Source organism: Gordonia amarae NBRC 15530 (genome assembly GCF_000241345.1).
GTDB classification, from domain to species: Bacteria; Actinomycetota; Actinomycetes; order Mycobacteriales; family Mycobacteriaceae; genus Gordonia; species Gordonia amarae.
This window is the reverse complement of sequence record NZ_BAED01000033.1, coordinates 116,415-128,905: the sequence shown is the minus strand read 5'-3', so window position 1 is coordinate 128,905 and position 12,491 is coordinate 116,415. Positions and strand designations below refer to the sequence as shown.

Genomic DNA, 12,491 nt, shown 5'->3' with positions numbered 1-12,491 from the left:
GGAGGCCATGTCCATAACGGCACAAGACGATACGCAGACCCGGCCCGCTGATCAGGCGGGCCGTGGTGCGCGTGTGCGCTTGTGGCTGACCTGGGCGCGGAGCTACTTCTCGGTGCCCAGGTGGTGGCTGGAACTGGCCGTCATCTACTCGATCTACCGCGTGTACTCCTACATCCGGAACCTCGGCGGCAAAGAGATCGATCCGGCATTCCGGCACGGGACCGCGGTCCTGGATCTGGAGAAGAAGCTCCACATCGACATCGAGATGTCGCTCAACAAATTCGGTGAGCACGTCACGATCGTCCGGGACGTCGCCTCGCTGCACTATCACACGCTGCACTGGTGGATGACGATCGGAACCGCGGTGTGGTTGTTCGTCACCAACAAGGCCGGATACCGGCGCGGGTCGTTCGTGCTGATCCTGACCACGCTGGGGGCGCTGGCCGGGTTCTACATGATGCCCACGGCCCCGCCGCGCATGTATGACGGTTTCGTCGACACTCTCGCACAGACCTCGTCGTGGGGCTGGTGGAGTCCGTCGGGATCGCCGGGGCCGGAGTCGCTGAGCAACCAGTTCGCGGCGATGCCGTCGCTGCATTGCGGCTGGGCCATCTGGTGTGGCCTGATGATCTTCCTGTACGCGCGGCGGACCTGGGTCAGGGTGCTCGGCGTCTGCTACCCGATCTCGACGATCCTCGTGGTGATGATCACCGCCAACCACTACCTCCTCGACGCAGTCGCCATCATGGCGGTCATCGCCGTCGCGGTCGCGATCGTGTACACGCCGTGGAGTGCGGTGTTCGCGCAGGTCTTCGGCCGCAAGGATACGGAGGCGGTCACCGCCGAGGCGCTCGCGCCCGAGGACATCGTGGTTCGCGGTACGCTGCCGCAGATCTCGTCGGCGTTCGCCGCCGAGGAACCGGACCGCTAGGGCGTCAGCGGCTGCAGACAACCATGCCGACGCCCCGCTCGGCGACGTGCACGGGCAGCATCGCGACCAGTTCCGGGGGTGCGGGCCGCAGGGCCGATGGCACCGGGGCGGGCGCGATCTGCGGCTGATCGTGATGGGTGAATCCGGCGACGATGACGAAAGTCGCGGTGACGACAAACAGCGCCACCATGAACGACAGACCGATCAACTCGTCACCACACCATCAGGAACGTTACTAAACAGTAAATTAAGCATCGTGAAGATGCTGTTAAGACACTACCCTGACCAGCGCTGATACCCAGCATTCGACGGATACAAAACCCTAAATTTGGGACTTTGGTCCCGATTCTCGGCGTACTTGAGCTCAATATCGGATGCACGTTCGTGCATTACCGGTGTAGTGCACGAACGTGCACCAATGTCGAAACGCCAAAAGCCTGCGGGTTGCTACCGGGATCGGCAGCAACCCGCAGGCTTCGCGCGCGTGAGTCTGGCTGGGTGTGCGTCAGCTGTGGTACGGCTCGGCGCTGACGAGGGTCACCTTGACCGTCGCGCCGCTGGGCACGGTGTATTCGCGCGACTCGCCGACCTTGGCGTCGATGAGCGCCGCACCGAGGGGGGAGCTCGGCGAGTAGGTCTCGATGTCGCTGTCCTTGGCGCTTTCCTCACGGGTGGCGATCAGGAAGGTCTCCGTGTCGCTCTCATCGCCGTCGTAATAGACCTTGACCACCGAACCGGGCAGCGCCACACCCGACTGCGTCGGGGCCTCGCCGACCTTGGCGTTGTTGAGCAGATCCTGCAATTGGCGGATCCGCGCCTCCTGCTGGCCCTGCTCTTCGCGGGCAGCATGGTAGCCACCGTTCTCCTTGAGGTCGCCCTCTTCGCGGCGCTCGTTGATCTCGGCGGCAATGACCGGGCGGTTGGCGATGAGCGAGTCGAGCTCACCCTTCAGGCGGTCGTGCGACTCCTGGGTCAGCCAGGTCACCTGGGTGTCGGTCATGGTCACTCCTTTGTGTCGTCCGCGCCCCCAGTTCGAACCCACCGTGGTCCGGTACGCTCGCCGAGGCATGTGGACTGCTCTAAATGCAGCAACACGACCCCTCGCGGAGCCGTGTATATCCCACGATCGTATCAGATCGGACGACGCAGATCACACTTCACAGTCGGATAGCTGCACACCTGAGCAATGTGCCAGGAGGCTCAGGCGCCCGCCGGCACCGCCGCCCGGCTCTGCTCACACAGGGCTTCGCGGTAGGACGGTTCGGCGAGTTTAAGCCGGTTGACCACCAGATAGGTGATGGGCATGACCAGGATCTCGACCAGCGTCTTCCACACGAAACCGACGACGGTGTAATTGGCGAAGTCACCCCACGTCGAGATACCGAGCGCGGTGGCCGCGATCGAGCAGAACACGACCGTGTCGGCCAGTTCGCCCACCACGGTCGAGGAGATGAGGCGGGCCCACAGCCGGCCCTCGCCGCTGCGTTCCTTCATCTTCACCAGAACATACGAGTTGAGGAATTCGCCGACGACATATCCGGCCAGGCCCGCGGCGAGGAACTGCGGAACGACTCCGGCGACGTCGCGGAATGCCTGCTGCCCCTCATAGAAGTCGGCGGCGGGCAGTTCGATGGTGATCCAGAAACACAGCGACGCCACGAGCAGCACGGCGAAACCGCTGAGAATGGTCCGGCGCATGGCACGGAATCCGTAGACCTCGCTGATCACGTCGCCTAGGACGTATGCGAGAGGGAAGAGGTAGAACGCGCCGTCGGTGACGAGGCCGTCCATCTTGATGGGCCCCAGATCGAGGTGGAGCCAACTGTCGAAAAGAACGACACCTTTGGTGCCGGTGATGTTGCTGATCAGCATCACGCCGACGAACGCGGCCATCAGCATCGGTAGGTACGGGCTGGAAACGGCCGCGAAGACTGCACGCCTGGGATGTGCGGTGTTCGCGACCTGCCCAGACTCTTCGGGGCCGGGAGCGGGACGACCTGTGGGTTCTGTCACTCTTTGTCTGCTTTCAGATAGGCGGGAATCTTCGTCGTGCACCCGAACACCTCGCCGATGACGGGCGGTTGCGAGGTCTGCACCCTGGTCTTGAACCCGACCTGGGTGTCATGGCCCGGGGGGATCAGGATCTCGCGACGACCCGTCTCGCTGCCGTCGAGGGAACGTCCGCGGACCACGCAGGCGGCCGGTTGTGACGGATCGGGCCTGGTCAGGGTGAACTGGACGGCCACGGTGTGCGAGTCGATGATCTCGTAGCCGGTGGCCTCACCCTTGACGTCGGTTTCGGCGAATTTGAAGTAGGCGAACACTGCGAGTGCCACTCCGGCGATCACCACGAACGCCGACCCGGCTATGAACCAGCGACGCTTACTCTGGGGGGATCGTTCGGGGGGGTATGTGGCCCGGGGTCCGCTACTCACGCGTCAATACCTACCATGGAGCCCAGACACGTAGCTGAAGGTGAGGAAGCGTGACCGATCTCGACCGGCCGTCCGGACTTCGACTCATGGCGGTCCATGCCCACCCCGACGACGAATCGTCCAAGGGGGCGGCGACGACCGCGAAGTATGCGGCCGAAGGTCACGAAGTACTGATCGTCACACTCACCGGTGGGGAACGCGGTGACATCCTGAATCCGGCGATGGATCGTCCCGGGATCAAGGAGAACATCACGCAGGTCCGGCAGGAGGAGATGGCCAAGGCGGCCGCCGCCCTCGGCGTCCAGCACACCTGGCTGGGCTACGTCGACTCCGGGCTTCCGGAAGGCGACCCGCTGCCGCCGCTGCCCGAGGGCTCGTTCGCGACCATCCCGCTCGAGGAGTCGGGCGAGGCGCTGGTCAAGGTGGTCCGCGAGTTCCGCCCACACGTCATGATCACCTACGACGAGCACGGCGGATACCCGCACCCCGACCACATCCGCTGCCACGAGGTGTCGATGCTGGCGTACGACCGCTCCGGTGACCCGGAGTCGTTCCCCGACGCGGGCGAGCCGTGGACGGTGTCCAAGCTCTACTACACGCACGGTTTCCTCCGCGCCCGCATGGTGGCCTTCTCGGACGAGTTCGAGAAGCACGGCCAGGAAAGCCCGTTCAAGGAATGGCTGGCCCGGTGGGATGCCCGCGGTGGCGATGTGATGGGCCGGGTCACCACGCAGATCACCTGCGACGACTACTTCGCCGCGCGCGACGAGGCGCTGCGCGCCCATGCCACCCAGATCGATCCGAACGGGGTGTTCTTCGCGGTACCCGCCGAATGGCAGCGGCGGCTGTGGCCGACGGAGGAGTACGAGCTGGCCCGCACCCGCGTGCAGACCTCGATCCCCGAGACCGATCTCTTTGCCGGAATCGAGACCCCGTGATGACCACAGCACTGCAGACGACAACCCTGATCCTGGCCGTCGACAGCCCGGAGGGCCCTGAGTTCGGCAAGTCGTCGCCGTTCGGTCTGCTGATCATCCTGCTGCTGCTCGTCGCGACGGCACTGCTCATCTGGTCGATGAACAACCAGCTCAAGAAGCTCCCCAAGTCGTTCGACGCCGACCACCCCGAGGCCGACCAGGCCTTCGACGACGGCACCGATCCGGCCGGTGCGGGCGCACCGGCCGCGGAGAGCACCGCTGGTTCGCCGGAGGGCAACCCGGATCCCTCGCAGGAATCGGTACCCCACAAGTCCGCAGACATGTGACCCCATGAGCAATCGTCTCGCCGAGTCGACCAGTCCGTACCTGCGTCAGCACGCCGGTAATCCGGTCGAGTGGTGGGAGTGGGGGGCCGACGCGTTCGCGGAGGCGGCCCGACGGGACGTGCCGGTGCTGCTGAGCGTCGGATACGCCGCGTGCCACTGGTGCCATGTGATGGCACACGAGTCTTTCGAGGACGCGGGCACGGCGGCGCAGCTGAACGCCGGCTTCGTGTGCATCAAGGTGGACCGGGAGGAACGTCCCGACATCGACGCCATCTACATGAACGCCACCGTCACCATGACGGGCCAGGGCGGCTGGCCGATGACGTGTTTCCTCACCGCCGACGGTGCGCCCTTCTATTGCGGCACCTACTATCCGCTCACCCCGCGCGGCGGCCAGCCGTCGTTCCGGCAGGTGCTCACCGCCATCACCGAGGTGTGGACGCAGCGACGCGGCGAGGTAGACGACGTCGGCGCACGGGTCGGTAAGCATCTGAGCGACAACGCAGCACCGTTGCCGGTTGCCGGGCCGGGCATCGACGACGCGTTGCTCGAGGCCGCGGTCACCGCGATCCTTGCCGACGAGGACCTGACCGCGGGTGGATTCGGCGGCGCACCCAAGTTTCCGCCGTCGGCGCTGCTCGAAGGGCTGTTGCGGCACAGTGAACGGTCCACTCCCGCGGCCCGTGACGCGGCGGCCCGCACCTGTGAGGCGATGGCCCGCGGCGGCATCTACGACCAGCTCGGCGGCGGGTTCGCCCGGTACGCCGTCGACAATGCCTGGGTGGTACCGCATTTCGAGAAGATGCTGTACGACAACGCGCAGTTGCTCCGGGCCTACGCGCACCTGGCCCGCACCACGGGCGACGCCCTCGCGCAACGGGTGACAGAGGAGACCGTCGAGTTCCTGGAGCGGGATCTGCGGGTCGGCGGCGGCTACGCGTCGTCCCTCGACGCGGATGCCGACGGGGTGGAGGGCTCCACCTATGTGTGGACCCCGGAGCAACTGACCGAGATCCTCGGCGACGACGACGGTGCCTGGGCGGCAGAGACTTTCACCGTCACTTCCGGCGGAACCTTCGAGCACGGAACCTCGACGTTGCAACTGCTGTGTGACCCCGACGACCTCGGCCGCTGGGCACGGGTCCGGGCCCGGCTTCTCGATGTGCGGGCCGCGCGGCCGCAACCGACGCGCGACGACAAGGTGGTCACCGCATGGAACGCGATGACGGCGACGGCGCTGGCCGAGGCGGGTGCCGGACTGGGCCGCGCCGACTGGGTCGAGTCCGCGGTGTGGTGTGTGAGCATGCTGTGGGACAACCACATTCGCGACGGCCGGCTGCACCGGGCGTCGCTCGGCGGTGTCACGGGCGACCCGCTCGGTGCGCTCGACGACCATGCCGCGTTGTGCGTCGCACTGTTCACCCTGCATCAGGTGACCGGCGACATCGTCTGGCGGGACCGCGGGGCCGCGCTGCTCGATCGGGTCAGCGACCTGTTCGGTGACCCGGATGCGGTCGGAAGCTGGTTCGACTCAAGCGAATCCGGGCTGATCGTGCGTCCGCGTGATGCCGTCGACGGTGCGACACCGGCCGGTGCGTCGTTACTCGCCGAGGCGCTGTTGCTCGGCTCGTTGCTCGCCGAAGACGCTGCCGCGGCACGGTATTCGGAACTGCTCGACGCGACACTGAGCCGGGCCGCGATCCTGTTGGCGAAACTTCCGCGCTCGGCGGGTCACTGGCTGGCGGTGGCCGAGGCGGTGCACAACGGTCCATTGCAGGTCGTCGTCGCGCAGACCCCGGACAGCACCGGCGAGCTGGCGGTGGCGGCCCGGCGGCTCGCGCCCGGCGGCGCGATTGTGCTGGCCGGCGAACGGGACTCGTCGCCCCTGCTGGCCGGCCGCGGACCGGTTGACGGCACCGACGCCGCCTACGTGTGCCGCGGCACGGTGTGCGGTCTCCCGGTGACCACCGCAGCCGCACTCGCCGGGCAACTGACAGGCTAGGGGGTCTCAGATCGACGCAGCCGACGCCCAACTACCGATCGGGCCGATCAGCTGCGACAGCCGACGGTCGCGGCCGGTGTCGGTGAGCAGTGCCGACCCCGCCGGCCGCAGGTCCACTCCCGCACCACAGGCGATCGGCCAGCCCAGATACCGGCACACGAACGACCGTGAGAAATGGCCGTGCGAGACGATCACCACGTCCGTCGTCGCCAGCAATGCGTCGACGTGGGCGACGGCGGCGTCGACGCGGCGCACCATGTCATCGACGGACTCACCGCCGCGACCGCCATGGGACCAGATGGTCCAGTCCGGGTCGAATTCGGCGCGGATGTGTTCGCGGGTCAGGCCCTCGTAGTCGCCATAGTCCCATTCAGCGAACAGTTCGCTGGTCTCGTCGACGCGCAGGTCGGCCAGTTCGGCGGTGCGCTGGGCGCGGGTACGCGGTGAGGCGAGGACGTACGGCGCGTCGAGTCCGGTGAAGTCGAGGATGCCGCGCAGCCGGGTGGCGTCGGATTCACCGCGTTCGGTGAGTGCGATGTCGGTGCGTCCGGTGTGCTGATTGGACAGCGACCACTCGGTCTGGCCGTGCCGGATCAGCAGGATGCGTCGGTCGGTGCGCTCAGCCATTCGTCCACCGTAGACCTGCTGTTATGCGCGGCGCAGGGCCTCGCCGAAACGGTCGCGGACCCAGTCGATCTCCTCGTGGGTGATCACCAGCGGCGGCGCCAGGCGCAGCGTCGAACCGTGGGTGTCCTTGGCCAGCACACCGTGGTCGGCCAGCCGGAGGCAGAACTGTTTGCCCGTACCCAGCGCGGGGTCGATGTCGATGCCCGCCCACAGGCCCTTGCCGCGCACCGCGAACACCCCGTGCCCGATGAACTCGCGCAGCCGGGTGTGCAGGTGGGCACCGAGGTCGGCGGCCCGTGCCTGCCAGGTACCGTCGGCGAGCATGTCGACCACCGTGTGCCCGACGGCCGCGGCCAGCGGATTGCCGCCGAAGGTCGAACCGTGCGTGCCCGGGGTGAGGACACCCAGGATGTGGCTGTCCGCGACCACCGCCGAGACCGGCAGGATGCCGCCGCCGAGGGCTTTGCCGAGCGTGAAGATGTCGGGGGTGACGCCCCAGTGCTGCACGGCGAAGGTCGTGCCGGTGCGTCCGAGTCCGGACTGGATCTCGTCGGCGATCATCAGCACGTTGTTCTCGGTGCACAGCGCCCGCAGCCGTGGCAGATAGTCGTCGGGCGGGACGATGATCCCGGCCTCGCCCTGGATCGGTTCGACGAGCACAGCCACCGTGTCGGGGGTGATGGCGGCGGCGAGAGATTCGATGTCGCCGTACGGAACGCGGTCGAATCCCGGTGTGTACGGGCCGAATCCGGCGCGTGCCTCGTCGTCATCGCTGAAACTGATGATCGTGGTGGTCCGGCCGTGGAAGTTGCCTCCCGCCACGATGATCCGCGCCTGCCCGTCCGGGACGCCCTTGACGTCGTAACCCCACTTGCGGGCCACCTTGACCGCCGATTCGACGGCTTCGGCGCCGGTGTTCATCGGCAGCACCATGTCCTTGCCGCACAGGGCGGCCAGGGCCGCGCAGAACGGTTCGAGCCGGTCGGACATGAACGCCCGGCTGGTCAGGGTGACCCGGCCGAGCTGTTCCATGGCCGCGGCGACGATCCGCGGATTGCGGTGCCCGAAGTTCACCGCCGAATATGCACCGAGACAGTCGAGGTACCGGGCCCCGTCGATGCCGGTGATCCACACGCCTTCCGCGGTGGCAGCGGTCACCGGTAATGGTGAATAGTTGTGTGCCACATGGGGTTCTGCACTCATTTCAGTGATCCTTTCGCGGTGGTGCGATCGGCCTGCCATGCGTGCGATTCTAGGCCGTGGCAGCCGCCGAATCAGCTGTCGACTTTGCTCGGGTCAGCGGATGGCGATGGCGTTGGCCGGTGAACCGACACCGCCCACCAGGGGCATCGGGGCGACGGTCACCAGGAACGACCATCGGCGGTCCTCGGCGCAGGCGGCGGCCAGAGCGTCGATATCCCACAGCTCGCCGATCGGCATGCCCAGCAGGCCGATGAGTGCCCTGTGCATGATGCCGGCATGTGGGTCCTCGTGTCCGCCGTGGATTTCCGGATCGGTGAAGAACGGGCTGTCCGGCTGCGCGGGCCAGCATTCCAGGGCGAAATTGTCGGCGGCCACCAGGCTCACTCGGTGGTCCCACAGCCAGGCGACCATCTCGTGCGACTGGCGAAGACCAGTGTGGAACTGATTGGTCACCAGGCCCTCCCGTACCTGGTCCGATGCGACGTTCCGGTACCAGTCGAGCCAGCCGAACCGCAGCAGCAGAATGTCGCCCGGCCGGATCTCGGTACCCTGGGCCTGCGCGGTGGCCTCGACGACCTCGACACCGACGGCCGGACCGGACAGATGGTCGAGAGGTGCTCCGGTGCCCTCCAGATATCTGCCGATATCGAGGAGTACAGCTCGGCCGGCAATCGGAACGGCCGCGAGGTTCGCCATCCCGAGCAGCCCGTCGTCGGTGGTGAACCGGCGAGGATCGGCGTTGTTGTAGAAACCATGATCGGGGTGGGCGATATGCCGCAGGCCGTCGAGTTGTGAACCGTACTGGGTATAGAACCCGTCGAGCCACTCGTCGTGGTGGTAAGGGGTGCGGGAGAAGATGCGATGCTCGGCGGGTTTACGGGTCGGGGCGAGCGAGGAGGTAAGGGCATCGGACGGAAGATCGAGATGAAACGCGGTGCCGTCCCGGACTTCTCCGGCCGCTTCGCATAATGAGTTGTGGCGCAGCAGGTTCAGGGTGCCAATCTGGTCGTCACGCCCGAACAGGAACCAGTTCGAACCCGCGGGCGCGTCGGTTCGCGTGCGAAGCTCGGCATACGACGGCAGACCGTCGATCGGTTGAGGCTCAGTGGACATCGTTGTCTCCTTTGATCTTCACGAAAAGGATGCTGCTTGGGCGCCGGGTAAGTGGCCCAGTTCCCGGCTGATGGCGTCGGCGGTGCGGCGCAGCGGTGGCACCAGCTCGCCGGCGATGACCTCGACGCTGAAGTCGCCGATCCCACAGGAGAGCGCCAGGGCGGCGACGACCTGGCCGGAGGCATCCCGGACAGGGGCGGCCGCCGATCGGCGCCCGATTTCCAGTTCCTGGTCGACTATCTCGAACCCTCGGTCCCGTACCGTGTCCAGGCGTCCGCGCAATCGAGCGGATGTATCGAGGGTCTGGTGGGTCAGGGCATCGAGCGTCGCCGCCGACAGGTAGTGATCGAGTTCGGTGTCGTCAAGGTCGGCGAGCAGTACATGACCCATCGCGGTGGCGTGTGCGGGCAGTCGGCTGCCGACGGCGAGCAGATTGCTGGTGACGAGCCGCCGCTGAACCCGGTCGACGTAGACCACGTCCGTCCCGTCCAGGGTGGCCAACGAGGTTCCCATCGCCAACTCCCCGCTCAGCGCCTCCATGTGTGGATGCGCGGCGCCGGTCAGATTCACCGATGCCAGATATGCGTACCCGAGGCCGAGGACCTTGGGGGTGAGCGCGAAACGATTGGCCGAGCCGCGTGCGTAGCCGAGACGCTCGAGAGTCAGCATGATCCGCCGCACGGTGGGTACTGACAGTCCGGTGGAGCGCGCGAGGTCGCTCGCGGTGAGCCAGGGTGTCGGCGCGTGCGAGAACGCGGATATGACGACCAGTCCGCGTTCGAGTGTTTGGAGGTGATCACGCCTGCCCGCCTCGGAATTGGGTTCCATGAAACTCCTTGACATCAGCTTGGGATGAGAGCTACAACACTAAGTGAATCGCATTGCGATATCAAGTGTCGCAATGCGACAACTCCCACCGCCGAACGGTTCCGGAAGCCGTCAGTCCGCGGTTACCGAACGAGAGGAATCACCATGTCCAACCAGCGCGTCGTCGAGGTCGTCGAAGATCTTGAGCGACTGATGCTCGACTTCGTCCGCAAGCACCACATCACCCACGCCGAGTACCGGGCCGCCACCGACCTGATCGTCGCCGAGGTCAAGGCCGGCGAGGAGAGCCTGCTCTTAGACGTGTTCCTGGAGGCGGAGGCCACCGACGTCGAGAACGAGAGCAATTCCGGCAGCACGCTCGCGATCGAAGGGTCCTTCTATCTGCCCGGTGCGCCCGAGGTGACCGGACCCGCGGCGACAATGCCGCACCGCCCGGATGAGGCCGGCGATGCGCTGATCTTCCGCGGGACGGTGTCCGGCGCCGACGGAAAGCCGCTGGCCGGTGCCGAACTGGACATCTGGCACGCCGATGCCGAGGGGCTGTACTCCAATATCCATCCGGGCATCCCGGACTGGAATCTGCGTGGCCGCATCAAGACCGATGCCGACGGCCGGTTCGCGGTACGCACCATCGTTCCGCCGCCGTACGAGATCCCAAAGGACGGGCCCACCGGCATCGTGCTGAACGCGTTGGGGCGGCACTTCTTCCGGCCCGCCCACATCCACCTCAAGCTTCGTCATGACGGATACGTCGAACACACCTCGCAGCTGTACTTCGAGGGCGACGAGTACCTGGACAACGACGTCGCCAACGCCGTCCGTGACGGACTGGTCCTGCGTATCGAGTCCGGCGAGGACGCCGAACTCGCGCAGCGATTCGGCATCGCAGGCACATTCAACACGGCGACCTACGATTTCGTACTCGTCGAGGAGAAGTGAGCATGTCCGAATTGGTGATCGAGCGGATCGAGACGACCATTCTCGATATTCCGCTCATCCGGCCGCATAAATTCTCACTCCTGTCCATCGACACCCAGGCCGTCCTCCTGGTCCGGGTGCACACCTGTGACGGCATCATCGGTGTCGGCGAAGGCGTCGTTCCGGGCGGGCCCTGGTGGGGTGGAGAGTCGATCGAGGGCATGCGGGCGCTGATCGACGGATACATCGCGCCACTTCTGGTGGGTGAGGACGCCTTCCGGGTCGACTATCTGCTCACGCGGCTCGACAGGATGATCCACGCCGCCTCGTTCGCGAAGGCGGGAGTGGAGATGGCCCTCTGGGATGCGGTCGGGCGTGCGCTTGACGCCCCGCTCCATCAGTTGCTCGGCGGAGCGCATCGGCGCAGCCTCCCCGTCACGTGGGCACTGGGCGCGGATCCGGTGGGCACAGTGGTCGAGGAAGCGCAGGAGAAACTGGAATCGGGCGCCCACCGAAGCTTCAAGCTGAAGATGGGGGCGCTGCCGCCGGCCGAGGACGTGGCGCGGGTGGCGGCAGTCGCCGAGCGGCTCGCGGGACGGGCGGGCCTGGCCGTCGACCTCAACGCATCCTGGGACGAGCCCACCGCCCGGCGGTGGTTACCCGCCCTCGATGACGCGGGGATCTCCCTCATCGAACAACCGCTGCCCGCCCGTGCGGTGGATGCCGCGGCCCGGCTGCGCTCGCGTCAGAATGCACGGCTGATGGCGGACGAGTCGCTGCTCGACACCGCCGACGCACAGCTGCTTGCCGCCTCCGGTGCGGCCGACGTGTTCGCGCTCAAACTCGCCAAATCGGGTGGTATAGGAAATGTCCGGCGTATCGCCGCGATCGCCGAGGCCGCCGGGATCGGCTGTTACGGCGGCACGACCATCGAGACCTCGCTGGGTACGGCCGCGGCGATCCACACCTTCTGTGCGCTGGCGCCGCTCACCGAGGGCACCGAACTGTTCGGTCCGTTGCTGCTTGCCGACGATATCGCCGTCAATCCTGTGACCTACCGTGATGGTGAACTGATTCTGGCGGAATCGGGGCAGCGGAACGGCGGTATCGGCATCGAGCTCGACGAGGACAAGGTCGCCAAGTACGCCCGGTGCGACGAGAGGGTATGAC

General features: G+C 66.5%; 13 protein-coding genes and 1 pseudogene. 6 read left to right on the top strand and 8 right to left on the bottom strand.

The genetic code is table 11. From position 1 onward, the window contains the following. The first annotated feature begins 7 nt into the window (after positions 1–7). Positions 8–931, top strand: a complete 924-nt coding sequence (locus tag GOAMR_RS09195; protein WP_244427357.1) for a phosphatase PAP2 family protein — start codon at positions 8–10, stop codon at positions 929–931. Positions 932–935: 4 nt separating this feature from the next. On the opposite strand, the gene GOAMR_RS09190 is transcribed toward GOAMR_RS09195, so the two are convergent. The 4 genes from GOAMR_RS09190 to GOAMR_RS09175 form a co-directional block, all read right to left on the bottom strand. After that, positions 936–1,121 (bottom strand): hypothetical protein, encoded by a 186-nt coding sequence (locus GOAMR_RS09190; RefSeq protein WP_138943650.1) that lies wholly within the window; start codon positions 1,119–1,121, stop codon positions 936–938. 315 nt (positions 1,122–1,436) lie between these two features. Next, positions 1,437–1,931: a transcription elongation factor GreA gene (gene greA, locus GOAMR_RS09185; protein WP_005186047.1), complete on the bottom strand. Its 495-nt coding sequence runs from the start codon at positions 1,929–1,931 to the stop codon at positions 1,437–1,439. A gap of 200 nt (positions 1,932–2,131) precedes the next feature. Then, positions 2,132–2,944 (bottom strand): queuosine precursor transporter, encoded by an 813-nt coding sequence (locus GOAMR_RS09180; protein WP_050942652.1) that lies wholly within the window; start codon positions 2,942–2,944, stop codon positions 2,132–2,134. Beyond that, positions 2,941–3,366, bottom strand: coding sequence for a DUF4307 domain-containing protein (locus GOAMR_RS09175; protein WP_005186042.1), 426 nt, complete (start codon positions 3,364–3,366; stop codon positions 2,941–2,943). The genes GOAMR_RS09180 and GOAMR_RS09175 overlap by 4 nt, the downstream gene beginning before the upstream one ends. Before the next feature lie 86 nt (positions 3,367–3,452). On the opposite strand from GOAMR_RS09175, the gene mca reads away from it, so the two are divergent. From mca to GOAMR_RS09160, 3 genes are read left to right on the top strand one after another with little or no spacing between them, the layout of a single operon-like run. Continuing rightward, positions 3,453–4,304, top strand: coding sequence for a mycothiol conjugate amidase Mca (gene mca, locus GOAMR_RS09170; protein WP_005186039.1), 852 nt, complete (start codon positions 3,453–3,455; stop codon positions 4,302–4,304). Beyond that, on the top strand, positions 4,304–4,630 hold the full coding sequence (locus GOAMR_RS09165; RefSeq protein ID WP_005186035.1) for a hypothetical protein: 327 nt from the start codon (positions 4,304–4,306) through the stop codon (positions 4,628–4,630). Before mca ends, GOAMR_RS09165 begins: the two co-directional genes overlap by 1 nt. A gap of 4 nt (positions 4,631–4,634) precedes the next feature. Continuing rightward, complete coding sequence (locus GOAMR_RS09160) at positions 4,635–6,632, top strand: thioredoxin domain-containing protein (protein WP_005186033.1); 1,998 nt, start codon at positions 4,635–4,637, stop codon at positions 6,630–6,632. A gap of 6 nt (positions 6,633–6,638) precedes the next feature. On the opposite strand, the gene GOAMR_RS09155 is transcribed toward GOAMR_RS09160, so the two are convergent. The 4 genes and pseudogenes from GOAMR_RS09155 to GOAMR_RS09140 form a co-directional block, all read right to left on the bottom strand. Then, the gene (locus GOAMR_RS09155) at positions 6,639–7,259 is read right to left on the bottom strand and encodes a histidine phosphatase family protein (protein ID WP_005186031.1); all 621 of its coding nucleotides are present in this window, start codon (positions 7,257–7,259) and stop codon (positions 6,639–6,641) included. Between the two features lie 21 nt (positions 7,260–7,280). Continuing rightward, a pseudogene (gene rocD, locus GOAMR_RS09150) lies at positions 7,281–8,462 on the bottom strand (ornithine--oxo-acid transaminase); the annotation flags it as partial. Positions 8,463–8,555: 93 nt separating this feature from the next. Beyond that, entirely contained in the window at positions 8,556–9,575 is a 1,020-nt protein-coding gene (locus GOAMR_RS09145; RefSeq protein WP_005186028.1) for a cyclase family protein, read from the bottom strand. Positions 9,576–9,593: 18 nt separating this feature from the next. Further along, complete coding sequence (locus tag GOAMR_RS09140) at positions 9,594–10,403, bottom strand: IclR family transcriptional regulator domain-containing protein (RefSeq protein ID WP_005186026.1); 810 nt, start codon at positions 10,401–10,403, stop codon at positions 9,594–9,596. Between the two features lie 144 nt (positions 10,404–10,547). Between GOAMR_RS09140 and GOAMR_RS09135 the strand changes: the two genes are divergently transcribed. Beyond that, positions 10,548–11,342: a dioxygenase family protein gene (locus tag GOAMR_RS09135; protein WP_005186014.1), complete on the top strand. Its 795-nt coding sequence runs from the start codon at positions 10,548–10,550 to the stop codon at positions 11,340–11,342. Between the two features lie 2 nt (positions 11,343–11,344). After that, positions 11,345–12,490 (top strand): muconate/chloromuconate family cycloisomerase, encoded by a 1,146-nt coding sequence (locus GOAMR_RS09130; RefSeq protein WP_005186011.1) that lies wholly within the window; start codon positions 11,345–11,347, stop codon positions 12,488–12,490. Position 12,491 lies beyond the last annotated feature (1 nt).